Source organism: Paenibacillus glufosinatiresistens (genome assembly GCF_031470375.1).
Classification (GTDB): domain Bacteria; phylum Bacillota; class Bacilli; order Paenibacillales; family Paenibacillaceae; genus Paenibacillus_AQ; species Paenibacillus_AQ glufosinatiresistens.
Genome location: NZ_JAVFHT010000004.1, coordinates 220510 through 246293 on the forward strand (window position 1 = coordinate 220510; position 25784 = coordinate 246293).

General features: G+C 61.1%; 19 protein-coding genes. 14 read left to right on the plus strand and 5 right to left on the minus strand.

The genetic code is table 11. The annotated features are described in order from the left end of the window. The first annotated feature begins 52 nt into the window (after window positions 1-52). From RBI05_RS07510 to RBI05_RS07525, 4 genes are all read left to right on the plus strand, one after another. Window positions 53-2293 (plus strand): glycosyltransferase family 39 protein, encoded by a 2241-nt coding sequence (locus RBI05_RS07510; RefSeq protein WP_310550625.1) that lies wholly within the window; start codon window positions 53-55, stop codon window positions 2291-2293. A gap of 60 nt (window positions 2294-2353) precedes the next feature. Beyond that, window positions 2354-3358: a glycosyltransferase family 2 protein gene (locus RBI05_RS07515; RefSeq protein WP_310550626.1), complete on the plus strand. Its 1005-nt coding sequence runs from the start codon at window positions 2354-2356 to the stop codon at window positions 3356-3358. Between the two features lie 307 nt (window positions 3359-3665). Beyond that, entirely contained in the window at window positions 3666-4313 is a 648-nt protein-coding gene (locus tag RBI05_RS07520; protein ID WP_310550627.1) for a FusB/FusC family EF-G-binding protein, read from the plus strand. Window positions 4314-4354: 41 nt separating this feature from the next. After that, window positions 4355-4714, plus strand: coding sequence for a hypothetical protein (locus RBI05_RS07525; RefSeq protein ID WP_310550628.1), 360 nt, complete (start codon window positions 4355-4357; stop codon window positions 4712-4714). Between the two features lie 34 nt (window positions 4715-4748). On the opposite strand, the gene RBI05_RS07530 is transcribed toward RBI05_RS07525, so the two are convergent. Further along, window positions 4749-4943, minus strand: a complete 195-nt coding sequence (locus tag RBI05_RS07530) for a hypothetical protein (protein ID WP_310550629.1) — start codon at window positions 4941-4943, stop codon at window positions 4749-4751. A 125-nt stretch (window positions 4944-5068) separates the two neighbouring features. Beyond that, the gene (locus RBI05_RS07535) at window positions 5069-5719 is read right to left on the minus strand and encodes an SGNH/GDSL hydrolase family protein (RefSeq protein WP_310550630.1); all 651 of its coding nucleotides are present in this window, start codon (window positions 5717-5719) and stop codon (window positions 5069-5071) included. 178 nt (window positions 5720-5897) lie between these two features. Between RBI05_RS07535 and RBI05_RS07540 the strand changes: the two genes are divergently transcribed. The 10 genes from RBI05_RS07540 to RBI05_RS07585 all read left to right on the plus strand — a co-directional run bounded on the left by RBI05_RS07540 (window position 5898) and on the right by RBI05_RS07585 (window position 22592). Next, window positions 5898-7481: an ABC transporter substrate-binding protein gene (locus RBI05_RS07540; RefSeq protein ID WP_310550631.1), complete on the plus strand. Its 1584-nt coding sequence runs from the start codon at window positions 5898-5900 to the stop codon at window positions 7479-7481. A gap of 198 nt (window positions 7482-7679) precedes the next feature. Beyond that, window positions 7680-9404 (plus strand): sensor histidine kinase, encoded by a 1725-nt coding sequence (locus RBI05_RS07545; protein ID WP_310550632.1) that lies wholly within the window; start codon window positions 7680-7682, stop codon window positions 9402-9404. A gap of 123 nt (window positions 9405-9527) precedes the next feature. Then, complete coding sequence (locus RBI05_RS07550) at window positions 9528-11096, plus strand: response regulator (RefSeq protein ID WP_310550633.1); 1569 nt, start codon at window positions 9528-9530, stop codon at window positions 11094-11096. Window positions 11097-11258: 162 nt separating this feature from the next. Continuing rightward, entirely contained in the window at window positions 11259-12176 is a 918-nt protein-coding gene (locus tag RBI05_RS07555) for an ABC transporter permease (RefSeq protein WP_150459650.1), read from the plus strand. Between the two features lie 18 nt (window positions 12177-12194). Next, entirely contained in the window at window positions 12195-13133 is a 939-nt protein-coding gene (locus RBI05_RS07560; RefSeq protein WP_150459649.1) for a carbohydrate ABC transporter permease, read from the plus strand. A gap of 56 nt (window positions 13134-13189) precedes the next feature. Beyond that, window positions 13190-14776: a DUF3502 domain-containing protein gene (locus RBI05_RS07565; protein WP_150459648.1), complete on the plus strand. Its 1587-nt coding sequence runs from the start codon at window positions 13190-13192 to the stop codon at window positions 14774-14776. 148 nt (window positions 14777-14924) lie between these two features. Beyond that, a complete protein-coding gene (locus RBI05_RS07570; protein WP_150459647.1) occupies window positions 14925-16991 on the plus strand; it encodes a beta-galactosidase in 2067 nt (688 codons plus the stop codon). Window positions 16992-17243: 252 nt separating this feature from the next. Next, on the plus strand, window positions 17244-19850 hold the full coding sequence (locus RBI05_RS07575; protein ID WP_310550634.1) for a glycosyl hydrolase 53 family protein: 2607 nt from the start codon (window positions 17244-17246) through the stop codon (window positions 19848-19850). Window positions 19851-20014: 164 nt separating this feature from the next. After that, window positions 20015-21832: an S-layer homology domain-containing protein gene (locus tag RBI05_RS07580; RefSeq protein WP_310550635.1), complete on the plus strand. Its 1818-nt coding sequence runs from the start codon at window positions 20015-20017 to the stop codon at window positions 21830-21832. Between the two features lie 19 nt (window positions 21833-21851). Beyond that, window positions 21852-22592, plus strand: a complete 741-nt coding sequence (locus RBI05_RS07585; protein WP_310550636.1) for a sulfite exporter TauE/SafE family protein — start codon at window positions 21852-21854, stop codon at window positions 22590-22592. Between the two features lie 133 nt (window positions 22593-22725). On the opposite strand, the gene RBI05_RS07590 is transcribed toward RBI05_RS07585, so the two are convergent. The 3 genes from RBI05_RS07590 to RBI05_RS07600 all read right to left on the minus strand — a co-directional run bounded on the left by RBI05_RS07590 (window position 22726) and on the right by RBI05_RS07600 (window position 25647). Then, entirely contained in the window at window positions 22726-23292 is a 567-nt protein-coding gene (locus RBI05_RS07590; RefSeq protein ID WP_310550637.1) for an FAD-dependent oxidoreductase, read from the minus strand. Between the two features lie 100 nt (window positions 23293-23392). Then, entirely contained in the window at window positions 23393-24964 is a 1572-nt protein-coding gene (locus tag RBI05_RS07595; protein ID WP_310550638.1) for a sensor histidine kinase, read from the minus strand. Next, a complete protein-coding gene (locus RBI05_RS07600) occupies window positions 24961-25647 on the minus strand; it encodes a response regulator transcription factor (RefSeq protein ID WP_150459641.1) in 687 nt (228 codons plus the stop codon). The genes RBI05_RS07595 and RBI05_RS07600 overlap by 4 nt, the downstream gene beginning before the upstream one ends. Between the last annotated feature and the right edge of the window lie 137 nt (window positions 25648-25784).

Consider the following 25784-nt stretch of genomic DNA (forward strand, 5'->3'; position numbering starts at 1 on the left):
GGCGCGGCCTGTGCCCGCCCTAAAGGTAGAGGGAAATGGAGTGGAGGATGAGATGAACCGAATCAGACGATGGGAGGCCGATCCGGTCCTGCTGGTGATTCTGCTGGCGGCGGCGGGCTTGTACGGGTACGGCATCTGGGACGACGAATACGGCAATTTGTTCTACACCTCGGCGGTCGGAAGCATGCTGCAGAGCTGGCATAATTTCTTCTACGGCTCGCTCGATTCCGCGGGTTCGGTGACCGTTGACAAGCCGCCGGTCGTCTTCTGGATTCAGACGCTGTTCGCCTGGATCTTCGGCCTGCACGGCTGGAGTGTCATTCTGCCGCAGGTGTTGGCCGGAGTCGGTTCTGTGCTGCTGGTCTACCTGTTGGTGAAGCCCCGGTTCGGGTTGGCGGCGGCCCGGATCGGCGCGCTGGCGATGGCGCTGACGCCGGTTGCGGCGGCGGTATCGCGGACGAACAACATTGATTCGATGCTCGTATTCACGCTGCTGCTGGCGGCCTGGTTCCTGTTCCGCGGGACACGGCTGAACCGGACCGGAAGCGTACTTGCGGCCTTCGGCCTTGTCGGCGTGGCCTTCAACGAGAAGATGCTGCAGGCCTACATGGTGCTTCCGGCCTTCTATCTGTTCTACCTGATCGCAGCCAAGGTCCGCTGGAAAAGAAAAGCCGGCATCCTCGCCGGTTCCACGGCGGTGCTGCTGGCAGTCTCGCTCTCCTGGGCCGTTATTGTAGACTCGGTCCCGGCCGACAAGCGCCCCTACATCGGCAGCAGCGGCACCAACTCGGTGCTGAACCTGGCCTTTGGCTACAACGGGGTCGCCCGGCTGACCGGCGACCGGAATGCCGGCGGCGGCGGCTTCGGCGGAGGAGCGCCGCAGATGCCCGGCGGGGCAGACGGCGAGTGGAGCTTCCCCGGCGGGGAAGCCGGCCAGTTGCCGCCGATGAACGGCGGCGGAGACGGACAGGCCGCTCCCGGAGCCGGCGGTGCTCCCGGCAGCGGCCAGAGCCAAGACGGAGGCGGACGTCAGAGTCAAGACGGCGGACGCCGGAGCACGGACGGAAGCCAGAGCGGCTCTCCGGGCCGGAGCGGCGGCGAGGACGGGCGTTCGTTCGGCGGCGGAGCCAGCGGCGGCCGGGGATTCGGCGGAGGCGGCATGTTCAATACCGGCACGGCCGGTCCGCTGCGGCTGTTCCAGCAGGAACTGTCCGGTCAGGCGAGCTGGCTGATTCCGTTCCTTCTCTTCGGCTGCATCGGCCTCTTCTCGGATCTGCGGCGGCGGAACATCACCGACCGGCATAAAGAGGGCGTCTTCTGGCTGGCGTGGCTCGTTCCGGTTATGGGCTTCTTCAGCATCGCAGGCTTCTTCCATCAGTACTATCTCATTATGATGGCTCCGCCTGTGGCGGCGCTGGCAGGGGCCGGATTTGTAACGATGCGCGCGCATTACCGGGAGCGCGCCGGCTGGCTGGGCTGGCTGCTGCCCGCAGCGGTGCTGGCAACGGCGGTATTCGAGTGGTACATCCTTCAGGCGTACAACGGCACGATCGGACAGGGATGGTCGGTCGGCGTGCTTGCGGCAGGCCTTGCAGCCGCAGCGCTGCTGGCCGCCTTCAGGCTGGTCCGCAGCGCTGCGAAGCCGGCGGCAAGAGCGGCGGCACTGCTCGGCCTGCTGATCCTCTTCATCGGTCCGGCTTACTGGGCGCTGACGCCGATTACCTACGGCGGCAACAGCATGACGCCGGCGGCGGGACCGGACGGCGGCGGAATGGGCGGCGGCCCCGGCAGATCCGGCGGCTTCCCGTCGGGGTTCCCGGGCGGCGGTGCCGCGGCGGGCGAAATGCCAGGCTCCGGCGCGGAGCTGCCGGCGAACCTGTCCGGCCTTCCGGGTCTCCCGGGCAATATGAGCGGTTTCGGACGCAACGGAGCCGGGAGCGTGAACGAATCGCTGGTTGCTTATCTTAAGGCTCACAACGACGGCCGGAAGTATCTGATGGCCACGATGAATTACAGTACCGGCGGACCGTATATTGTAGCCGGCGAGAAGGTCGTCATTCTGAACGGGTTCTCAAGTTCGGACGTCGTCTACACCGAGGCAACGCTGGAAACGCTCGTGAAGAGCGGAGCGGTCAAGTATTTCCTGATTTCCGGCGGCGGCATGGGCGGCGGGCGCGAAGGCAGCTCCAGCCTGACCAGCTGGATTACGGAGCACGGCACCGAAGTGCCGTCCTCGGAATGGGCCGGCTCGGGCCAGGCGAGCGGCACGCTGTACGAAGTGACGGCGGAGTAGGATGAAGCCCGGGAGCCGGAACGGTTAAGGCAAGAATGAAGAATCAAGGAGGAGCTGCTCATGGTTTCGGACATGCGCTATTCCATTATCATCCCGATGTACAATGAGGAAGAGGTCATTCAGGAGACATACCGGCGGATCACGAAGGTCATGGAGGAGACGGGAGAGCCTTATGAATTGGTCTTCGTCAACGACGGCAGCACGGATCACTGCGCCCAGATGATCGAGGAATACAGCTATTGGGACCCGAGTGTCCGGCTGATTGATTTCTCCCGCAATTTTGGCCACCAGATCGCCATTTCGGCCGGAATGGACTATGCCCGTGGAGACGCGGTCGTCATCATTGACGCCGATCTCCAGGACCCGCCGGAGCTGATTCCGGAGATGATTGCGGAATGGAAGAAGGGCTACGAGGTCGTCTATGCGAAGCGCGTGAAGCGCAAGGGCGAATCGCTGTTCAAAAAATGGACGGCCAGCGCCTTCTACCGCATTCTGCGCTACTCGACTGACATTTCCATCCCGGTGGACACCGGAGACTTCCGGCTGATGGACCGCAAGGTCGTCGAACAGATGAAGCGTCTGCCGGAGAAGAACCGGTTCGTGCGCGGGCTGGTCAGCTGGGTGGGATTCCGGCACAAGGCGCTGGAATATGAACGCGACGAACGGCTGGCGGGCGAGACCAAATATCCGCTGAAACGGATGGTGAAGCTGTCGCTGGACGGAATCACGTCCTTCTCGACCAAGCCGCTGAAGCTGGCGGGCATTCTCGGCGCGCTGCTCTCGGCTTCGGGATTTCTGTATCTGCTGTACGTCCTGTATCTGGCGCTCTTCACCGATGCCGCCGTTAAAGGCTGGGCTTCGATGATCGGCATCACCCTGACGTTCAACGGCTTCGTGCTGCTGATGCTGGGCATCCTCGGCGAGTATATCGGCCGAATCTATGAGGAGACGAAGGGGCGTCCGCTGTATATCGTCCGGGAGGTCTACGGCGGGCAGAGGCCGGCCGGGAAGCCGACCGAGAAGCAGCCCGGGCGGCCGCTGCAGGAAGCGGGCAGGCAAGGCTAAGGCTGCCGAACCGCAAGTTTCCCCTAATCTATGGATCTATTAACCGCCGCAACGGACGGGTTCCGTGCGGCGGTTAATTTTTGGTATACTATCCGTATTCGAGTGAATGAGGGGGTTGTTGGGATGGCAAGCCGAGATTGCTCACGGACTAGGAAGTCCTCATGCAGAGCCTGAAACAGGGGCGATACTTTGCGTGAGGTGCGAGAAGAGAATCGGATCGCCCGGACGGTTTATCGTTTCTAATTAACGGGCCCTGCACCTTATTGGCATTATCATTATCTATCCAATAATAAGGGGCTGACCAGGAATGTCCATGACATTTATTAGAAACCACCAAATGAACGTTATTCAGAAGCAAGCGGACTTTGTTCTGAAGACACTGCGGAGCGTCGCGGACCGCGGCGTTATTGAGACGGTACGGCACAGCGCCGCGGCAAGCATCTTCGAGCAGTTCCCGGATTTGACCGAAGAGCGGCGGGAGATGCTGGGCCGGTTGACCTCCCTGCAGACCGCAGAGGAGTTTCAGGAATATTTAAGCGGGCTGGAGCCTTACCGGGAGCCGATGCCGCCGATTACGACCAAGCAGCTTCAGAAGCTGTTCCCTAAACATAAAAAGCTGAAACTGCCCGATCTGGAAGCTGTCGACTTCCGGGAGCTTACCTACCTGAGCTGGACGGATATCGCGACGAACCGGCTGTTCATTGTGTATCCGCTGGAAGAGCAGTATATCGGGATGGAAGGAAGGTTGACTCCGGTCAACAAGAAAGGATACTGCGTATTCTGCAACCGGAACCATGAATTGGCCTTCTTCTCGGTGCACACCCGGGCCGTTCATGCTTCGCCGGATCATTTCTCGATCTTCGGGCATTACATTTGTCTGGATAACAAGGAATGCAACCGGAGCATCACCGGCACGGAAGCGCTGGAGAAATTCATCCGGACGGTGCGAAGATAAGGGGAAAAGCCCTTTCGGGCACCTGCTGAGGAGGGCGACTGATGAACCTACGGATAAGCCGGCTTCTGACTCTGGCCGGGCTTGTGCTGGCCTGGATCGCAGCCGGCTGCTTGCAGGGTTGGCTGACTTACAGCTCGGGGTTCATGCTGCTGTTATTTCTGCAGATAGCTTTCATTTATCTGCTGGAAGCGCAGATTCAGCAGCAGCACTCCGGCAGACGGCGTCGTCTGTTGGAGACCGGGGTCGGGCTTACGGGAGTGTGCGGTCTTGCTGCCGCTGTCTTTATGGAAGTGCCTCTTTGGTTCAAGCTTTTTGTGCTCTGCGCACAGACCGCTTTCACGACCACGGAGTTCCGGCTGATCCGGGAATCACGTCTTCAACAGAAGAAAGGAACCGCATGACAACAGGCGGTTCCTTTCTCTCATTCCGGCGGAATCAGCGGAAGATCCAGATGAATACGGTCACGACAGCGGCCAGGATGGCCACGCCGATCAGCAGATCGAGCACCTGTCTGCCGAACCCGTGGGCTCCTTCGGTATGCAGCTTGTGTGCATTGGCCTCATGATGGGCCTTGTGGCCTTCGGGATTCGTTGAATGGCCCGGGGGGCCGGCATTGAAGAAGTCACTCATGCGGATTCCCACCTTTCAAGTCCAAATCTGGTAGGTTTATCTTACGCCAGCGCCGGCAGGAAGACAATACCAAGGCTCTCCCGCAGGGCGGCCGGGCTCTCCCGCAGGGCTGGCCGGACGCCGCCTTACCGGGCCTGCGAAGGGCTCCAGACCCGGTCCATCCACCGGCGGGCAATCAGCTCATGGCCTGCGGCGGTCGGGTGGACGCCGTCCCAGAGCCAGAATTCGGCCGGGCCGCGGCTGCATGCCGCGTCGAAGAGATCCTGGAGCGGCACGAATACCGCCCGGTGGCGGTCCGCCAGACTGCGAACCGTGCGGCGGTATTCCGCCATCTTCGGCTCCCAGGCCGCCCAGCGGTCCTCCGTGGCGGGCGTGCGGAGCGTGAACGGCTCGCACAGGACAATCCGCGCTTGGGGCAGCGCGAGGCGCGTCTCTTCGAGCAGGTGGCCGTAAGCCCGCTCGAACCGGTCGCTTGCGCCCCGTTCGTCGCCGGCAACGACGGCCAGGGCGTCGTTGACGCCCACCAGAATGCTGACGATGTCCGGCTTCACGGCCAGACAGTCCTCATTCCAGCGGCCGTAGAGGTCGGAGGCCCGGTCGCCGCTGACGCCGCGGTTGACGACGAGCGGCGCTTCGCCGCCGAGCTCCAGGCCGAGCCGGCCGGCGATCATGAACACGAAGCCGTGGCCCAGAATATGATTGGGGTCGTTGTTGCGGCCCCGGTTGCCGTCCGTTATGGAGTCTCCGATAAATAGTAGGGTCGATGTATGGCTCACACCGTATCTTCCTCTCCCTGATTAATGGTTGCGCTTACCGCCTCATTATAGCACCTGCCGCCAGAAGTCGTTGCAAAAGTATGCGTTATCGTTGTCCGGCTGAATTCGAAGCGGGCCCAAGTTTAGATATACTGGGTTTGTAAACGGTTACAGCATTCCGATGGGGGGAATAGTTGCAATGAAAAAGAAAAGCGGACTTACGCTGCTGTCCGGCATCCTGATGATGTCGATGCTCGGCGCCTGCGGCAACGACAATAACAACGGGAACCAAGCGAAGGGGAGCGCAGCTCCGGAACCGAAAGCCTCGGCTGCGGCTACGCAGACGGCCGGCGATACCGGAACGGTGGATACATCGAAGCCGGTCACGCTGAAGATGATTTTTGTGGGACCGAAGCCGGTGGATTATGATTCGGTATTCGGCGAGATCAACAAGAAGCTGAAGGAGAAGATCAACGCCACGCTGGACAGCGAATTCCTGGACTGGTCGGACTGGGCGCAGAAATATCCGCTGAAGCTGGCGGCCAACGAAGATTTCGACCTCATCTATTCCGCGAACTGGGCCGGCTACAACGACCAGGCGCTCAAGGGCGGCTTCCTGGAACTGACCGAAGACATGCTGAAGAAGTATACGCCGCAGACGCTGGCCTCCATGCCGGAAGTGAGCTGGGGCCAGGCGAAGGTGCAGGGCAAGCTCTACATGGTGCCGCAGAACCGGGGCGAGTCGGTCGAGAAGCTGATTCTGTACCGTGAAGACCTGCGCAAGAAATATAACCTGCCGGAGATCAACAGCCCGGAAGCCTATGCGAACTACCTCAAGACCATCGCGGAGAAGGAGAAGGGCGTCACGCCGTTCACGCCGGAGACGGGCGACTGGAAGTTCCACAACCTGGACCGGGTGCTGCTGCTGCAGCAGAATGAATGGAATATGCTTTCTTTTGACCTGCCGATTGCCTTCAAGATGGACGATCCGGCAGGCAAGATCTTCAACGTATACGAGACGCCGGAATTCAAAGACCTGGTCAACTACTACAAAGATCTCTCCGATCACAACGCCTGGTCGAAGAGCGCGCTCAACAGCAAGCTCGACCACCAGCAGGAATTCCGCGAAGGCAAGACGGCTTCGATCACGCACAACCTCGGCACGCTGGGATCGCTGATTACCGACATGCGCGAGAAGAAGACGCCGTATGAGTTGGCGCTGGCGGACGTAACGCCGGACAAGAAGAAGTCCGTCGCGATTTCGACCCAGAACGGCTTCTCGATCCATGCCACTTCCTCGAATCCCGAGCGGGCGCTGATGGCGATCGACCTGCTTCAGAACGACAAAGAACTGCATGACCTGGTGATGTATGGCATCTCTGGCGTCCACTACAATGCTGTAGGTGACAACAAGTACACGAACGCCGAGAAGAACGCCAACTACACCGGCTTCTCCAACTGGGGCTTCAACTCCCCGCTGAACCGCGACAATGCGACCTTCCCGGAAGAGGCCAATGCGCTGACCGCGAAATGGGAGAGCGGCGTGTACCACTATCCGCTGGAGACCTTCGTCTTCGACAACAGCAGTGTGAAGACCGAAGTCGCCAATGTCGGCAACGTGATGCTCCGCTACGGCATTCCGCTGGAATACGGCATGGTGAAGGACGTCGATAAAGGACTGGCCGAGCTGCAGAAGCAGGCCAAGGCTGCCGGTCTTGATAAAATCATTGCCGAAGTTCAGCGCCAGATCGATGAATTCCTGGCGGCCAATCCGGCCCAATAATACACGTTCCGTTCCCAGGGCTGCCGGTACTCCGGCAGCCCTGACGCGCTGCCCGGCGGCCGCTGCGGCGGCGCGGCGCTGCCTTTTATCTCCATTGTCTTCGGGCGGAAGCCGTCCGTATAATGAGAACGAACGGCGGGCAGTCCGCCGGGACGGACTGCGGTCCGGCGTTTCAATTCCAGGCAAGGAATGATGACCATGAAACGGTACATGCCTTTTACCTATAAAACGATGATCCCTTATCTGCTGCTCGTCCTGCTGACCGATGCCGTCATCGGCTATATCGCCTACTCCATGCTGGTGAGCTCGCGGACGGAGATGGCCGAGACGAACATCCGGACGGGGATGCAGCAGGCCAGAAGCAATATCCGCTATCAGATGGATGAAATTCAGCGGATGAGCGACACGCTTTTTGGCAGCATATCGTTCCAGCGTGCCTTGCAGAAGCGGGGAACGCCGCTTGATATCTACCTGATTATGACCGATGAGATTGTGCCGCAGATCCAGTCGCCGCTGAAGCTGTTCGGCAACAACATCCGGCTGATGCTGTACACGTTCAACGACAATCTGAATATCGTCTCCGGGGATAACCTGAACGAACCGATCAAACGGAGCGATTATTATATTCTGCCTTATCAGGAGATCGAGAACAAAGCTTGGTACCGGGAAGTCCGGGAATCGGAGCGGGACAACATCTGGCTGCAGGTCGATACGGACCGGGAGCTGGGCAATATCTCGCATATCCGGCGGCTCGTCTCGTACAGCGACTACAAGACGGTGATCGGGTATGTCCGTATTACGGCCGCGCTCAGCGATCTGCTGGGCAACTTCGACACTTTCCCTGTCGATCAAGGAATTACGCTGCGGCTCTTGGACGCGGGGACGGGCGATCTTCTGTTTGAGCGGGGCCGCACCCGCTCGGCGGAAGAGATTGAGGCCGGTTCCTACCTGACGCTGCGGGAAGAGATTACAGGCAACGGCCTTGTCATCGAGACGCTGATTCCGTCGTCTTATCTGCATAAGGATGCAGGCCGGATGCAGCAGCGGATCATCATTGTCTGCAGCGCGAGCTTCATCGTGATGGCCGCGATCGGCCTTCTGGTCGCCCGGCTGTCGGGCCGCAAAATGTCGCGGATTGTCCGGCTGGTCCACTCGTTCCAGGAGGGCAATTTCCAGAAGCGCATCCGATTCTCGGGCAACGATGAATTCGTGCAGATCGCGGAAGCGTTCAACGTCATGGGCCAGAACATCCAGGAGCTGATCAGCCGCGTCTATGTGCAGGATATCCGCCGCAAGCAGGCGGAACTCGAAGCGCTCCAATCGCAGATCAACCCCCATTTCCTGTACAATACGCTCTCGACGATCAGCAGCCTGGCCAATCTGGGCGAAGCGGAGAAGGTGACGGATATGGTGCAGGGGCTGTCGCGGTTCTACCGGCTGACTCTGAACCAGGGCCATGCCCATGTTGAGGTGGAGCAGGAGCTGCGCCAGGTGGAGACGTATCTCGAGATTCAGAAGGTTAAATATGCCGATGCCTTTCAGGTGCATGTCCGGGTGGACGAGGAGATTTTGCATGTGCCGATCATCAAAGTCATACTGCAGCCGTTCGTAGAGAATGTGTTCAAGCACGCGTGGTTCGGGGAGTCGATCTCGATCGTGCTGGTCGGGGCGCGGATTGGCAGCGATCTGGAGCTGAAGGTTATCGACAACGGAATCGGCATGCGGCGGGAGACGGTCCGGGCCATTATGGAGGGCAAGGCGGATTCGGCCGGGTACGGCGTCCGCAATGTGGACGAACGGATCAAGCTCCGGTACGGCCCGTCTTACGGGGTCACCATCGCCAGCGTCTACGGCGCAGGTACGACCGTCCGCATTCTGCTGCCGCTGGAGCAGCCGGAGATGCCGGAGACGCCCGAAGTATAGAAGCGGCCGGATTTCCTGCGGCATTTCGTTGCAAAAGTATGGCATTTGATTGCGCCGCTCGGGTATTCCCGGGGCGGGACGCCTTTTATTCTGAGAGAGTACAGGCAGAGGAGGGATCGGGCAGTGAGCATCAATGTGCTGCTGGTGGATGACGAAGCGGTAGATCTGGAATGGCTGCGCCGCCGGGTGCTGGCAAGCGGCCTCGATGTATCCGTGGCCGGAACGGCGAACAACGGATTCGGCGCGCTGAAGATCATGGAGACGGAGCGGATCGATCTGATTCTGTCCGATATCCGGATGCCGATCATGACGGGTACCGAATTTGCCCGCAGGGCCAAGGAGATCAATCCAAAGGTGAAGATTGTCTTCATCAGCGGGCATCAGGACTTTAATTACGCGAAGGAAGCGATAAAGCTCAGCGCTTCCGCCTACCTGCTGAAGCCGGTGGAGGATGCGGAGCTGTACCGGACGCTGGCGGAGCTGTGCCGGAGCGTGGAGGCGGAGCGCGAGGAGAACCGCAGCTTCACGCAGGCGCTGTCGCTGGTCAATGAAGAGCTGCTGCTGAAATGGCTGAACAGCGATGATCGGCAGTGGGACTGCATTCAATCGTTCCTGGACCCGATTCTGGCGGGCGGCACGGCGGCTGCGCTGATCGAGATTGACGACGTGGACTGGAAGCTGAAGGGCAGAAGCGAGGCGGAACGCCGTTCGGAGCTCGGCGAGGTGGTGCGGCTGATCCGGCAGTTCGTGGCCGACCATCAGATGGGAACGCTGATCCCGGATCATCAGGACCGCTATCTGCTGCTGGCTTCGCCGCCGGAGGAACGCTTCCTGGAGCTGGCCGGCGAACTGGTGCGGCACCATATCGGCGGGCAGACCACCTTCACGATTACCCTGTCCCTGGGCTGCTTCGCAGAGGACGCGCCGGGATTGTGGGAATCCTACCGCAATGCGCAGGCGGCGCTCAGCGCCAAATGGCTGCTCGGCAAGAACCGGGTTCTCCGGGAAGCGACGCCGGTATCGGCGGGTGAGACGGCGGTCAGCCGCTTCGACGAACAGACCGAAGAGCTGGTGGCTGCCATCCGGGAATACGATCTGGTGAAGATCGACGATTGTCTGCTCGGCCTCTTCGGAGGAGGGGCGGCGCTGTCGAGCAAGAATCAGACGTATGAGCTGATTATCCGCCTGACGTCCAAGCTGCATGCCGAGCTGCTGAAGATGAACGAGAATCTGTACGAGCTGCTCCGCTGGGAGAGCCATCAGCCGGACCTGCTGTTCCGGTTCGAGACGGTGCATGACGTGGTGTCCTGGCTGCGGCGGCGCTTCTTCGAGCTGTCGGAGCTGCTGTACGTCAAGCGGCAGCGCCAGAAGCGCAAGCTGATCGATGCCATTATCGCTTATGTCGAGGAGAACATCGAGAAGAAGATTACCCTCAAGGAAGTGGCGGGCCATTTCGATTTTACGCCGAATTATCTGGGCTATCTGTTCAAGGAGGAGACGGGAGAGCACTTCAGCGACTTCCTGAATGAGCGGCGGCTGAAGCGCGTCTGTGAGCTGCTGGGCGATCCGTCCCTGAAGATCTACGAGATTGCCGACCGGATGGGCTACAAGAACATCATTTATTTCAACCGGCAGTTCAAGCAGCACCTGGATATGACCCCGGGCGAGTACCGGAAGAAGCATAAAGTCTAGCGCTGCGGCGGGCCTCCGGGGTCCGCCTTTTCCGTGGGGCCGAGGCCTCCGAATTTGAAATCGTAGAAAAAGTATTAGTTTTAATTGCTGGCGCCAATCCCGCATGAAAGCGCCTTTCCCTATACTTGAGATATAGCAGAGAGGGAAAGAGGGAGTGACGAAATGAGAACAGGCTTTTGGAGCGATGTGAAGAAATACCGGACGCTTCTGCTGATGCTGCTGCCGGGTGTGCTGTTTTTTCTGCTCTTCGCCTATGTGCCGATGGCCGGCGTGGTGCTGGCTTTCAAGAAATACGACTATAACGGGGGAATCTTCGGCAGTCCGTGGAACGGGCTGGACAACTTCCGGTTCTTCTTTGAATCGGGCGACGCCTTCAGAGTCACGCGCAACACGGCGCTCTACAATATCGCCTTTATTATCGTGAACAATCTGCTGCAAATCTGCGCAGGCATCCTGCTCTTCGAGGTAGCGGGCAAGTGGTTCCGCAAAATTACGCAGACGATCTTGTTCCTGCCCTACTTCCTCTCATGGGTCGTAGTCGGAGCGATCGCGTACAACCTGTTCAACTTCGATGTCGGCACGATCAACTCGCTGCTGACCTCGATTGGTCTCGAGCGGATCGACATCTACAATACCCCGGCCTACTGGCCGTTCATTCTGATTATCGTCTCGGCCTGGAAGGCGCTCGGATACGGCACGGTGATGTATCTGGCGGCGATCACGGGGATCGACACGGAGATGTACGAGGCGGCGGAGATCGACGGCGCGAACATTTTCCAGCGGATACGAAAGATAACGGTTCCCAACCTGATGCCGACGATTATCATTCTGGTGCTGCTGGCAATCGGCAACATCTTCCGCGGCGACTTCGGAATGTTCTACAACATGGTCGGCAACAACGGATTGCTGTTCTCGTCAACAGATGTCATTGACACCTATGTCTTCCGTTCGCTGATTACTTCCAACGACATCGGCATGTCGGCGGCGGCGGGATTCTTCCAATCCGTGCTTGGCTTCGCAACGATCCTGCTGGCCAACTACGCGGTCCGCAAATACGACAAAGACCATGCGCTATTCTAGAAGAGGGGAGAGAACGCTATGAGCACCACTGCTATAGACCGGAACCTTACGGGGGCTGCGCCCGCGGGCAAGAAGAAGATACAGAAAGACCGGCTGATTCTGTCGATCGTCGGATACACGTCCCTGGCGCTGCTCGCCCTGTTCTGCCTGCTGCCCTTCTGGCTCGTGGTCTCGTCTTCGCTGACCGATGAGAAGGCCATCACGCTGAACGGCTTCCGGCTGATTCCGCCGACATTCTCGACGGAAGCCTACCACCTGCTGTTCAAGTATCCGGCCGACATGCTGCACGCCTACGGCGTCACCATCAGCGTCACGGCCATCGGCACGGTTCTGGGGCTGTTCCTGACCTCCATGACCGCCTATGTTCTGGCCCGGAAGGATTTCAAATGGCGCAACCATTTCTCCTTCTACTTCTTCTTCACGACGCTGTTCAGCGGCGGTCTGGTGCCCTGGTACCTGCTGATTGTCAACTATCTGCATCTGAAGGATACCATGCTGGCCCTGATTATTCCGATGCTGCTGAACGTGTTCTATATCATCGTCATGAAGTCGTTCATGAGCGGCATTCCGGAAGCGATTGCGGAGTCGGCGAAGATTGACGGGGCGGGCGACTTCCGAATCTACCGCAGTCTCATCATTCCGCTCTCCAAGCCGGTGCTGGCTACCATCGGGCTGTTCATCGCCCTCGGCTACTGGAACGACTGGTACAACGCGCTGTTGTTCGTCTCCAAGTCGGAGCTGATGCCGCTGCAGTACTATCTCTACAAAATGCTGGGCAATATGGACGGCATGCGCAAGGCGATGATGCAGGCGGGCGCCGTGGTGAATACGAACCTGCCGACGGAGAGCTTGAAGATGGCCATGACGATTGTGGCAACCGGACCGATTCTGCTCGCATATCCGTTCGTTCAGAAGTATTTCGTGCAAGGCATGACGATCGGCGCGGTCAAAGGCTGAGGCATCCCGCAGCAAGGAATTAGATGCAACAACATTCTCAAGGGGGTAACAGAACGATGAAATCTGGCAAAAAAACAACAATCGCGGCGCTGGCCGCGACGATGACGATGGCCGCCGCCCTGACGGCTTGCGGCGGAAACAATAACAACAACGGCAATGCCGCGTCCTCTACGGCGCAGCCGGCGGCATCCGCCGGCGCTTCGGCGGCCGCCGGAGCGGTCGATACCTCCAAGGAAGTCAAGCTGAAGATGGTGCTGGTCGGCGGCAAGCCGGCGGATTACGACGAAGTCTTCGGCAAGCTCAACGAGCTGCTCAAGACCAAGATCAATGCGACCGTGGACGCCGAATTCCTGGACTGGGCCGACTGGCAGCAGAAGTATCCGCTGAAATTCGCGGCCAATGAAGATTTCGATGTGGTATACACCGCCAACTGGGCGTTCTACAACGACCAGGCGCTGAAGGGCGGCTTCATGGAGCTGACCGACGATATGCTGCAGAAATACGCGCCGCAGACCTGGAAAGCGATGCCTTCGGTCTCCTGGAACCAGGCCAAGGTGGGCGGCAAGCTGTACATGGTGCCGAACAACAACCAGGAAGTGACTGACAAGGCGGTGCTGATCCGCGAAGATCTGCGCAAGAAATACAATCTGGAGCCGGTGACCAGCCCCGAGACGTATGCGGCTTATCTGAAAGCCATCGCCCAGAACGAGAAGGGCATGAACGCATTCGGCGCCAAGCCGGCCGACGGCTGGAAATGGCATGAGCTGGATCAGATCCTGCTGGAGCAGAAGAACGACTGGAACCTGGTGGACTACAACTTCCCGCTGGCGTACAAGCTGGACGACGCTTCCGCCAAGGTATTCAATGTGTACGATACGCCGGAATTCGCCAGTCTGCTGACGTACTATAAAGACCTGGCCGACAGCGGCGCCTGGTCGAAGAATATTGTCAGCAACAAGAACGATGTCTGGCAGGATATGAAAGCCGGCAAGGTCGGTTCCTATGCGCAGAACCTGGGTACCCTGGCCTCCAATATTCAGGAGACCCGCCGCGATCTGCCGGATGTGGAAATGGCGATAGCCGACTTGACGCCGGACAGCAAGAAGATCGGCGCCATCTCGACGCAGAACGGCATGGCGATTCACGCGACTTCCAAGAACGCCGAACGTTCGCTGATGCTGATTGACCTGCTTCAGAACGACAAGGAAATTCATGATCTGACTATGTACGGCATCAACGGCAAGCACTATGAAGCCATCGGCGACGACAAGCTGAAGGCCGGTCCGAGCAATGCCAACTACAACTTCAGCGGCTTCTCCAGCTGGGGCTGGAACTCCCCGCTGAACCGGCAGGATGAAGCCTATCCGCAGGAAGCCAACGACATGCTGGCGAAATGGCAGGAGAAGGTCTATCACTTCCCGCTCGAGACTTTTGTCTTCGACGACAGCAAGGTGAAGACGGAAGTCGCCAATATCGGCAATGTGATGCTGCGCTACGCGATTCCGCTGGAATACGGCCTGATCGGCAACCTCAAGGACGGCCAGGCGGATCTGGTGAAGCAGCTCAAAGCCGCGGGCATCGAGAAGGTGCAGACCGAACTGCAGAGCCAGATCGACGCCTTCCTCGCGAATCAGTCCAAGTAAGACAAGGCCTGACAAGGCTAACGAACAGAACCGGAATAGACCGGTACCATCTACCGGATAAGGGGGAGACGGCTGTCTCCCTTTTATCATAAGCGGGCAAGCCGCACGCCGAACCCCATTACGGACCCATGAGAAGGAGAGAACCTCGATGACGACCAAATTTCCGCCGATCAGTCCCAAGCTGCCCGTGTTCATGCACGGCGCCGACTATAACCCCGACCAGTGGCAGCATGACCCGAAAGTGCTGGAGGAAGACATCCGGCTGATGAAGCTGGCCGGCTGCAATACGATGGCGATCGGAATCTTTGCCTGGACGGCGCTGGAACCGGAGGAAGGCACGTTCACCTTTGAATGGCTGGACCGGGTGCTGGATACCTTCGCGGAGAACGGCATCTACGCCTGGCTGGCGACCCCGAGCGGCGCTCGTCCGGCCTGGATGTCCGAGAAATACCCGGAAGTGCTGCGCGTGGAGAAGAACCGGGTGCGCAATCTCCACGGCATGCGCCACAACCACTGCTACACCTCGCCGGTCTACCGGGAGAAAGTCACGATCATGAACACGAAGCTGGCGGAGCGCTACTCACAGCATCCGGCCGTGCTCGGCTGGCATGTGTCCAATGAGTACGGCGGCGAATGCCACTGCGACTACTGCCAGGACGCTTTCCGCGAATGGCTGAAGCGCAAATACGGCACGCTGGAGAACCTGAACATGGCGTGGTGGACCTCGTTCTGGGCCCACACGTACACCTCCTGGTCCCAGGTGGAGTCTCCGGCTCCGCACGGGGAGAATATGGTGCACGGCCACAATCTCGACTGGCGCCGGTTCGTCTCCGACCAGACCATTGACTTCTACCTGCATGAGATTCAGCCGCTGCGCCGGATCAACGCCGATCTGCCCTGCACGGCCAACTTCATGGACTGGTTCTACGGCATTGACTACCGGGATTTTGCCAAAGTCGTCGATGTCATCTCCTGGGATGCGTATCCGACTTGGCATGAAGCGGACTCCGAGGCCAAGATTGCGGCCTGGTTCGCGTTCAATCATGACCTGTTCCGCACGCTGAAGCACAAGCCGTTCATGCTGATGGAGAGCACGCCGAGCCTGACGAACTGGCAGCCGGTGAGCAAGCTGAAGAAGCCGGGCATGCACAAGCTGTCCTCGCTCCAGGCCGTGGCGCACGGATCGGACACCGTCCAGTATTTCCAGTGGCGCAAAAGCCGCGGGGCAAGCGAGAAGTTCCACGGCGCGGTCGTGGATCACGCCGGCCATGAGAACACCCGCGTCTTCCGGGACGTGGCCGAGCTGGGCAAGACGCTGGCCGGTCTGACAGAGCTGCTCGGCACGAATGTGCCGGCGGAAGCCGCCATTCTCGCCGACTGGGACAACCGCTGGGCGGTGAACGACGCCCAGGGTCCGCGCAACGGCGGACTGCATTACGAAGAGACGGTCATGCAGCACTACAAGGCGCTGTGGGAGCTTGGCGTTCCGACCGACATCGTCGGGTCGGACGATGACTTCTCGGGCTACAAGCTGCTGCTTCTGCCGATGGCCTACCTGCTCCGCGAGGAGACGGGAGCCAAGATCGACGCGTTCGTCCGGAACGGCGGCACGCTGGTCTCGACCTATTGGACCGGCGTAGTCAACGAGACCGACCTCTGCTATCTGGGCGGATACCCGGGACCGCTGCGGGAGACGCTCGGCATCTGGGCCGAGGAGATCGACGGGCTGCATGACGGCCAGCTCAACCGGCTCGTGGTAGAGAACGCAGAGCGGCTCGGCTTCGGCGGCGAGCATCCGATCCATGAGCTGTGCGAGCTGATTCATACGGAAGGCGCCGAGACGCTGGCTGTATACGGCGACGACTTCTACGCCGGGCGGCCGGTGCTGACCGTGAACGGCCGCGGTGCCGGCAAGGCGTATTATCTCGGCGGACGCGTCAAGGACGATGCCTTCTATGAGGCGTTCTACGGCCGCCTCGTGGAAGAGGCCGGCGTGCGCCGGGCGCTGAACGCCCCGCTGCCGGCGGGCGTAACCGCCCAGCTCCGCAGCGACGAAGAGCACGATTATGTCTTCGTGCTCGGCTTCTCCGGCCAGGCGGAGACGGTGGAGCTGGACGGCGCCGCGTATACCGACGCCGAGACGGGCGAAGCGGTAACCGGACCGCTGGAGCTGCCGGCTTACGGCGTCCGCATTCTGAAGCGGGCGGCGCATTAACCCGTTCCAAGGAGGCGGATGCAGGAAGGAAGGGAACCGCGGCGGTTGGCGCCGCGGTTCTTTTGGTGCGCGGACACAGGACGGCTCTTAAAGTAAAAGCTCTTAAAAAAGCAAAGATCGTTGATCGCGTACTAGGATTCGTTGCCTCTCTCGCTGTTGGAAGGGGTCGGCGGTCGCCTACAATGAGAGAGAAATCATGGGAGGGGGATTGGAAGGATGAGAAGAGCTGTTCGTCGCGGATGGACTGCGGCTATGATTATTATGTTAACGCTTACACTGTGGATGCCGGGAGCGGCGAGGCAGGCGGAGGCCGCCTCGGGGCTGTCGGACCCGGATACCTTTATTAAAGGGGTGGATATTTCCACTCTGCAAGCGATCGAAGCCAAGGGAATGCACTACTATGAGGATGGACAGGAGAAGGATCTGCTGGCCATTCTGAAGGACCACGGCGTCAATTATGTCCGGCTGCGGGTGTGGAATCAGCCTACGGAATCGGGCGGCTTCAACGATGCGGCCAAGCTGCTGGAAATCGCGCCCCGCGTCAAGGCGGCGGGCATGAAGCTGCTGGTGGACTTCCACTATTCGGACTTCTGGGCCGATCCCGGCAAGCAGGAGAAGCCGGCGGCCTGGAAGGATCTCGGCTTCAATGAGCTGAAGCAGGCGGTGTATGAGTATACGGCAGAGGTGCTGACCGACTTGAAAGATGCCGGCGCTTATCCCGATATGGTTCAGGTCGGCAACGAAATCAACAGCGGCATGCTGCTGCCGGACGGCGCAGTAAGCAGCTTCGATAATCTGGCGGCGCTGCTCTCCGAGGGCATCCGTGCGGTACGCGATACGACGCCGTCCGGCGGCTCGGTGAAGATTATGCTGCATCTGGCCGAGGGCGGGAATAATGCCAAATTCCGCAGCTTCTTTGACCAGGCCAAGAGCCGCAATTTGGATTACGACGTCATCGGCATGTCCTACTATCCGTACTGGCACGGCACCTTCCAGGAATTGAAGACGAACATGAACGATATGGTGGCCCGGTACGGCAAGGAAATTGTGGTGGCCGAGACGGCCTATCCGTTCACGCTGGAGGATGCGGACCCGGTTGAGGGCGGCAATATTGCCAAGCTCGCGGATACCGAGAAGGCGGGCTTCCCGGCTTCGCCCGCGAATCAGAAGCTGGTGACCGAGACGGTGCTGAACACGGTTGCCCATGTGGACGAAGGCAAGGGGCTGGGCGTATTCTACTGGGAACCGGCCTGGCTGTCGGGCGTCGGCTGGAAGGAAGGCGACGTCAACGGCTGGGAGAATCAGGCGATGTTTGATTTTGACGGGAACGCGTTGTCTTCGCTGGATGCGTTCAAGTACGAGCCGGGCAGTCTGGCCAAGGCCCCGATCAAGGTCTATGCGTCCGAAGGCGTGACGACGGTCAAGGGCCAGGAGCCGGACTTGCCGGCAACGGCCAGCGTGCTCTACAACGACGGATCGATTACGCCGGCGCCGGTCGTCTGGGATGCCGTTCCGTCCGGCAAGCTGGATGCAGCCGGGGAGTTCACGCTGGAAGGCAGCGTCGAGGGGTTGGCCGAGAAGGCATCGGTAACGGTCAAGGTGCTTGCCAATGCGAATATGGTCCGCAACCCCGGCTTCGAGAGCTGGATGGATAACTGGACGCTGACCGGAGACCAGGCGGGCAGTGTCAAGAACGACACGGCCAACGTCCATGCGGGAGCGAACGGCTTCAATTACTGGTACGGGTCGGATTATGCCTATAAGCTGTCGCAGACGGTCACCGGACTGGAGAATGGCATTTATACGCTGAAGGCCTGGATCTCGGGGGGCGGCGGTGAAACGAAGCTGCGCCTGTTCGCCGACGGATACGGGGGAGACCCGCTCTATACGGATGCCGTCAATACAGGCTGGAATGTCTGGAAGCCCTACACGGTCGGGAACATTGCCGTGACGAACGGGCAGGCCACCATCGGCATCGACATGGCGGGTCCGGGAGGCACCTGGGGGTGGATCGACGACTTCGAGCTGGTGCGCATGAGCCAGCCGGCCGGAACCCTGACGGGAGGCGGCATGACGGTAAGTCCGGGTTCGTCTTTTGACCTGACCTTTGGAATTGGCGGTCTGGAGAACCCGTTCCGTACGGAAGAAATGACGCTGCGCTACGACCCGCAGAAGCTGGAGTTCGTGGATGCGGCTTCCCTGGCAGAGGGCCTTAAGGTGGTCCGTCAGACGGTCAGCGACGAAGGGAACGCGGCTTATCTGGTGCTGGCAGCCGAAGGCGGAACCGTCTCGAATGAAGCGTCGCTGCTGAAGCTGACGTTCAAGGCCAAGGCCGGAGCGGCAAGCGGCTCCGCTGTTGTAGAGGCGGCCAATATCGCGGTCTCGGACGGGGGCCCCCTGATTTCGGTGACCGGTTCCTCGGCCTCGGTGACAATCTCGGCGGCGGCCGACATGACGGCGCTGGACGCGGCGATTGCGGATGCCGAAGCCAAGTATGCAGCCACTTCGGCCGGCGCTTATCTGGGCGGATATGCCACGGAGTCGCGGAATGCGCTGAAGGACGCCATTGCGGCGGCCAAGGCGGTCCGCGCAGATGTGACGGCCGGTCAGGCCAAGGCGGACGCCGCACAGGCGAAGCTGAACCATGCCGTAGAGACGTACCTGAGCTCGGCGTACACGCTGGAGACGCTCGGAGCGGCGGTTACGATCCGCGATCTGGCGAATGTCTCCGCCGCCTACGGGAAGACGGAGAGCGGAGCGGATTGGTACCGGTTCAAACCGTATGACGCCGACAAGAACGGCAAGATCGACATTATGGATCTGGCCGCAACGGCCCGGAAGATTCCCGGCAAGTTCTGAGGGGAGCGGCGGGTTGAAGCGACGGATTAAAGTAATGGCTGGAAGTAACGGCTGGAAGCGACGGATGGAAGCGATAGATGGAAGCGAAACCGGTAAGAAGCCGAAAGTCCCCGCAGCTCGTCTGCGCGGGCTTTCCGCTGCCGGTTGGGAAGGAGACGGGCGAGATGAACAGAACGGGAAGAGACGCAAGAAGATCCGGACGCTGCGGCCTGCTGCTGCTGGCGGCCCTGCTGCTGGTTCCGGGCGGGGCGGGTACCGGAAGGGCGGCTGCCGCCGGAGAGACAGGGGGCGGATCGGCAGGGAGCGGCGCTCCGGGGGCGCAAGCCCTGGAGCGGGACGCCGCAGCCGTTCGGGCGGCCGCCGAGACAGAGACGTCCGTCTCCTTATCTGCGGCGCCGGCCGCAGTCGGCGGCGAGGTGACCGTGACTGTGACAGGCGACGGTCTGGCGGATCTGTACGCGTTTGAAATGACGCTGAATTATGATCCGGCGAAGCTGGAGTATGTCTCCGCAGCTTACGGACTCGCAGGCGGAATGGGCGTGCCGGCTTCCGTCTCAGGCGGCAAGGCGGCCTTCGCCTACACGCAGATCGGCTCCGAGACGCCGGGGATGTCCGGAAGCCGGAAGCTGCTGACGGTAGTCTTCCGGGCGGTCTCCGCCGGGAAGAGCGAACTGTCGCTATCCGGCGTCAAGCTGGTGAACAGCAGGCTTGAGAGCGCTGCGCCGAAGACGTTGCTCGGCGCCGAGGCGGCGGTTGCGGCGTCCGGCGGCGGAACGGATACAGGCGCCGGCACAGGGACCGGCAGCGCAGGTCCTGCCGCAGGCGCGGGCAGCGGCGCGGCGGCGGGCGGGCAAGCGGCGCAGCCGGTCACGGTTACGCCGGCGCAGGCGGCTGCGGCATCGGCCGGCGGCCGGGTAACGCTGGCTCTGCCGCCCGGCGCAGAGACGCTGTGCCTTCCGGCAGGAACGCTGGCGGCGATCGGCGGTCAGACGCTCCGCCTGACCGGAGGGAGCGGCGGGGCGTTCGCGCTGGAGATTCCCGCCGGCCTGATGAAGTCGCTGGGCGCCCGGGCCGCAGCAGCGGAAGGCGCGCTCGTCCTGAAGGCCGAGCCGGTGAGCGCCGCAAGTACGGCGGCGCTCCTGGCCCGCAGCGGCAGCGGCCGAACGGCGGACGGCGGCGGCCTCGCCGTATCCTCCGCCGGTGAAGCCTATGCCTTCTCCCTGGCGGTGGAGAAGAACGGAACGGCGGAGCCGGTGCGCGAGTTCGCCGAGCCGCTGACCCTGACGCTTCGGGCGGCCGCATCTTCCGCGTCCGACCAAGATATCACCGGCATTTATTACATCGCGGAAGACGGCGCTCGGGAATATGCCGGAGGCAGCCGCAGCGGAGAGGTAATCTCCGCTTCCATCCGCCACTTCAGCACCTATGCGGTGCTGCGCGTGGAGCGGACCTTCCCGGATATGCCCCGTTCGCACTGGGCGTACGGCGCTGTCCGGTCGCTGGCCGCCAAGGGCATCGCCGGCGGAACCGGCGCGGCGTTCGAACCGGCCCGCAGCGTGACGCGGGCCGAATTCGCCGCGATGCTCTCCCGGCTGCTTCGCCTGATGCCCGCCGCCGGGAATGCGTCCTTCGCCGACGTTCCGGCGGGAGCCTGGTATGAAGGCGAAGTGGCCGCAGCCGCAGCGGCCGGCATCGTCTCGGGCCGCAGCGAGCGGGTCTTCGACCCGTCGGGCACCCTGACCCGCCAGGAGATGGCCGTCATGCTGACGAAGGCCTATGCCTACAGCCGCGGACCGTCAGAGGTGAAGACGGCGCCTCCGGTTTTTGCCGATATGGACCGCGTCGCCTCTTGGGCGGCGGAATCGGTGCGGACGGCGGCTGCGCTCGGACTGGTGCAGGGTCGCAGCGGAGGTCTCTTCGCCGCAACGGCTCCGCTCAGCCGGGCCGAGGCGGCGCAGGCGCTGTACGGATTGACGAAGTAAGGGCAGGGAAGCCGGACTCATGAAATTGTGGATGGTATTCGAGGTGATGGCAGTCGTGGCAGCGGCCGGGTTCATTCAGGGATTGACCAGCTTTGGCTTCTCACTGGTATCCATGCCGCTCCTCAGCCTATGGCTGCCGGTGACGCAGGCGGTGCCACTTGTAGTTATCCTCAGCCTGCTGACCAATCTTGTTATACTGGCGCAAGCGTACAAGAAAGTGAGGCTGGGCCGCATTTGGGCGCTGCTGGCCGCAAGTCTGGCGGCGGCTCCCCTGGGGGCCTATCTGCTGACAGCGGTGCCGGCGTCCGCGCTGAAAGGAACTGCCGGTCTGCTCATACTGGGGTACACGCTTCTGCTGTTGAATGGAAGGAGCTTTAAGGTCCGCAACGAACGGTTAGCCTTTGTTCCGGTCGGTCTGGTCAGCGGGCTGCTGAACGGGAGCCTGTCCATGAGCGGACCGCCGGTGGCGCTGTTCCTGAGCGGACAGGGGATGGATAAGGATGCCTTCCGGGCGAATCTTACCGCCTACGCCTGTATGTTGAACATTATAACCATTGCAGCTTTTGGCAGAGAGGGGCTTATGGACGCCAGGCTGCTGAGACTGCTCCTTCAATTGACGCCTGCGCTGCTGATCAGCGTCTGGATCGGCACCGCAGCCGTTCGGCGTCTGGACGAGAAGGCTTTCAAAAAAGTGACGCTGTGGCTGTTGATGGTATCGAGTCTGTGGTCGATTGCCGGAGCGTTGGGTGCGGTCCGTTAGGGGATACCCGCGAACAGCGCGCTCATAGGCAGGCAGGATGACAGGATAACTCAAATCAGGCTTCCGCCGTTATTGACGGGGAAGCCTGATTTGAGTTGTTCAGGGACCGGCTGGCCGGATGCGATATCCGGTCTTAGGATTTCATCGCGTCATGATCGACGTACCGCGCGCCGTTCAGCTCGCTGATGACGTTGACCGCCACCCGGGCTCCGTCCCCGGCGGTGATGATGGCGTGCACGCTGACGCCGGCCACCGTACCGGCGGCCCAGATGCCGTCGATATTCGTCCGTCCGTCGGGCCGGACGGCAACCACGGTCTTAATGCGCGGCTCTGTGCCGTCCCGGGTCTCGACGCCCGCCTGGGCAGCCAGGTCGGTCAGCGCGCCGGTTGCCAGAATGATGTGCCGGGCTTCGTAAGTCTGACCGCTCTCGGTCGCAATCCGGAAGCCGTCTTCGCCCCGGACGATGTCTGTCGCCTTGTCGGCTGCAAGCTTCGCGCCGAACTTCACGGCCTGCTGATGCCCGGTCTCGACGAGCTCCGGTCCGCCGACGGCCGGGATGCCGTAGTAGTTCTCATACCAGCCGCGCCGGGTCATGCCTTTGTCGTTGTCGATCAGCAGGGTCGCCTTGCCTGCCTTGGCTGCAAAAAGCGCCGCGCTGGCCCCGGCCGGTCCCGCCCCGATTACCGCGATTTCGTACATGATGATTCCTCCTCTGATCGATTATGCTTCCGTTGAACGATTCTGATCCGGCTCTTCAGCCGCAAGCTTCCCTCTATTCTATGAAATCCGCTCCTTCATTTCAATTCGGAGCCTCCGTCCGGGGCAGCAGCACGCGGAACCGGGCGCCTTGCCCCGGCGGGCTGTCGGCCGTGATCTCTCCGCCGTGCGCCTCGGTGATCGACTTCGTGATCGAGAGGCCGAGGCCGGAGCCGCCGTACTTGCGGGCGCGCGAGGCGTCGCTGCGGTAGAAGCGGTCGAACACATAAGGAAGATGCTCCGGCAGGATGCCGGGGCCGTTGTCCTGAACGGTCAACACGGCCCAGGAGCCTTCGGGCTTCAGGGCTACCCGGATGCAGCCCCCGGCCGGATCGGTGTGCTGAACTGCGTTCTGGAACAGATTCAGCACAACCTGCTTGATCTTGTCGGGATCATAGCGGCCCCACAGATCTTCTTCCAGGGCAAAATCGACCCGGCGGCCGTCCGCCAGCATCCGAAGCTGGGGCTCCATCTCGGCGAGGACCCCGCCCAGCTCCAGCTCCCGGGTCCGCAGGCCCGGCTCCCCGTCCATCCGGGCGAGCAGCAGCAGGTCCTCGACAAGCTTGTTGATCCGCCTGGACTCGCCGTGCATGCTGCGCAGCGCTTTGTCCAACTGTTCCTTGTTGTCCGCCGCTCCCCGCAGAAGCACCTCCAGGAACCCGTGAATCGAGGTCAGCGGCGTCCGCAGTTCGTGGGAGGCGTCGGCCGCGAACCGGCGCATCCGCTCCTTGGCCTCGCGCTCGCTGCGGAAGGAGCCTTCCAGCCGTTCCAGCATGCCATTGAAGGAGTGGGAGAGCTGGTCGATCTCCTCCTGGCCCTGGCGGGAAGGAAAGCGGAGATCCAGGTTGCCGGCGTCAATGCGCTGCGCGGTGGTCCGCATGGTGGAGAGCGGCACCAGCGTCCGCCTGAGGGCGGGCACATAGAGGAATAGGCCCGCCAGCAGCGCCGCCGCTGACAGGCCAACGAAGATCAGCAGCTGGGTGAGAATTACTTTGCGCAGCGGCCCGGTATCGACGCTCATCTGCAGCAGGGCCTCCGGCCCGTCCGAGCGTCCGAAGCGCTGGAATACCGCGAGCTGTTCGCTGCCGCCGCCGGAGCTTATGATCCGGTACCTGTTTGGATGCCGCGAATCGGCATCGTCCAGAAGCTTCCGGTATTCGGCGTCGCTCAGACGCGGGGCTTCCGACTCCGCCAGCGTGGCGCGCTGAAGATCGGTGAAGGTTCCGTCCGGCGTGTAGATCGCAATGGTCGTCTGGGCGTCCAGCAGCAGAGGGCGGCGAGATCCGTTCCAGACTCTCCCGCTGTCTCCGGCCTCGCTCTGAAACGGAGGGGGCGGTTGAGCGGACGGCTGCCCTTCCGGGGATTCGCCGGGCAGGGTCCCGTCCGCGTCGTCCCGGGCGAGATTGAAGATTACCTCGCGCGGAATGGAACGAATCTGGGTCTGCATGGTCTCGGCCCGGTTGCTGTAGATGAAATTGCGCATAATGACATACTGAAGCACGCCGATCAGCAGCAGCAGCCCCGATAGAATCAGCAGCGAGGCGGCCAGGAGCTGGCTGCGCAGCGAACGCGGCCCGCGCAGGCGAAGCGGACGGAAGCGGCCGTGAGCGCTCATGGGAGGTCCACCCGGTAGCCCGCTCCCCGCAGCGTCCGGATCAGGCGGTGCTCCTTGTCGCCGAGCTTCTCCCGCAGAGAGCGGATATAGACTTCCACAATGTTCTCTTCGCCGCCGAAGTCATAGCCCCAGACTTTGTCGAGAATCATCGGCTTGCTCAGCACCAGCCCGTGGTTAAGGAGCATGTACTGGAGCAGCTCGTACTCGGTGGGCGACAGTTCCAGCGCTTCGTCCCGGTACCGGATTTCCCGGCGGCGGTTGTCAATGCGGAAGGGGCCGCAGCGAACTTCGCCGAGCAGCGCCGGGAACTGGTTGCGGAGCCTGGCCTGAATCCGGGCCAGCAGCTCGTCGAAGCTGAACGGCTTGACCATATAGTCATCCGCTCCGATAGACAGGCCCTTCACCCGGTCGTCCACTTCATCCTTGGCCGTCAGCATGATAACGGCAATCTCCTCTTCCCCTGACCGCAGATAGCGGCAGACTTCGAAGCCGTTCATTCCCGGCATCATCACATCCAGTATGGCGACATGCGGCTTGAACTCGGCGGCAATCTCCAGCGCAGCTGTCCCGTCCTGGGCCGTCCGGACTTCAAAGCCTTCATTTAACAGGCCCAGCTCCAGAAACTGGAGAATATGCGGCTCGTCGTCCACCAGCAGCAGCCGCACGCCCTGTGCGGTATTCATCGGTATCCCTCCCAGCATGGTTACTGCCATTATGCCACAGAAGATTGAAAATTTGCTGAAGAATACGCGGCTTGTCCACGCCGATCCTTCAATCAGCCCGGCCGATATTGGTTAATGATTAATGAATCGGCAAGGAG

What these genes read in the sequence shown, in the direction of transcription:
- RBI05_RS07515 (WP_310550626.1), top strand. Translation starts at nt 2,354, where the DNA reads ATGGTTTCGGACATGCGCTATTCCATTATCATCCCGATGTACAATGAG.
- RBI05_RS07560 (WP_150459649.1), top strand. Translation starts at nt 12,195, where the DNA reads ATGAGCACCACTGCTATAGACCGGAACCTTACGGGGGCTGCGCCCGCG.
- RBI05_RS07545 (WP_310550632.1), top strand. Translation starts at nt 7,680, where the DNA reads ATGAAACGGTACATGCCTTTTACCTATAAAACGATGATCCCTTATCTG.
- RBI05_RS07575 (WP_310550634.1), top strand. Translation starts at nt 17,244, where the DNA reads ATGATTATTATGTTAACGCTTACACTGTGGATGCCGGGAGCGGCGAGG.
- RBI05_RS07595 (WP_310550638.1), bottom strand. Translation starts at nt 24,964, where the DNA reads ATGAGCGCTCACGGCCGCTTCCGTCCGCTTCGCCTGCGCGGGCCGCGT.
- RBI05_RS07540 (WP_310550631.1), top strand. Translation starts at nt 5,898, where the DNA reads ATGAAAAAGAAAAGCGGACTTACGCTGCTGTCCGGCATCCTGATGATG.
- RBI05_RS07555 (WP_150459650.1), top strand. Translation starts at nt 11,259, where the DNA reads ATGAGAACAGGCTTTTGGAGCGATGTGAAGAAATACCGGACGCTTCTG.
- RBI05_RS07590 (WP_310550637.1), bottom strand. Translation starts at nt 23,292, where the DNA reads ATGTACGAAATCGCGGTAATCGGGGCGGGACCGGCCGGGGCCAGCGCG.
- RBI05_RS07530 (WP_310550629.1), bottom strand. Translation starts at nt 4,943, where the DNA reads ATGAGTGACTTCTTCAATGCCGGCCCCCCGGGCCATTCAACGAATCCC.
- RBI05_RS07525 (WP_310550628.1), top strand. Translation starts at nt 4,355, where the DNA reads ATGAACCTACGGATAAGCCGGCTTCTGACTCTGGCCGGGCTTGTGCTG.
- RBI05_RS07570 (WP_150459647.1), top strand. Translation starts at nt 14,925, where the DNA reads ATGACGACCAAATTTCCGCCGATCAGTCCCAAGCTGCCCGTGTTCATG.
- RBI05_RS07580 (WP_310550635.1), top strand. Translation starts at nt 20,015, where the DNA reads ATGAACAGAACGGGAAGAGACGCAAGAAGATCCGGACGCTGCGGCCTG.
- RBI05_RS07565 (WP_150459648.1), top strand. Translation starts at nt 13,190, where the DNA reads ATGAAATCTGGCAAAAAAACAACAATCGCGGCGCTGGCCGCGACGATG.
- RBI05_RS07520 (WP_310550627.1), top strand. Translation starts at nt 3,666, where the DNA reads ATGTCCATGACATTTATTAGAAACCACCAAATGAACGTTATTCAGAAG.
- RBI05_RS07600 (WP_150459641.1), bottom strand. Translation starts at nt 25,647, where the DNA reads ATGAATACCGCACAGGGCGTGCGGCTGCTGCTGGTGGACGACGAGCCG.
- RBI05_RS07510 (WP_310550625.1), top strand. Translation starts at nt 53, where the DNA reads ATGAACCGAATCAGACGATGGGAGGCCGATCCGGTCCTGCTGGTGATT.
- RBI05_RS07585 (WP_310550636.1), top strand. Translation starts at nt 21,852, where the DNA reads ATGAAATTGTGGATGGTATTCGAGGTGATGGCAGTCGTGGCAGCGGCC.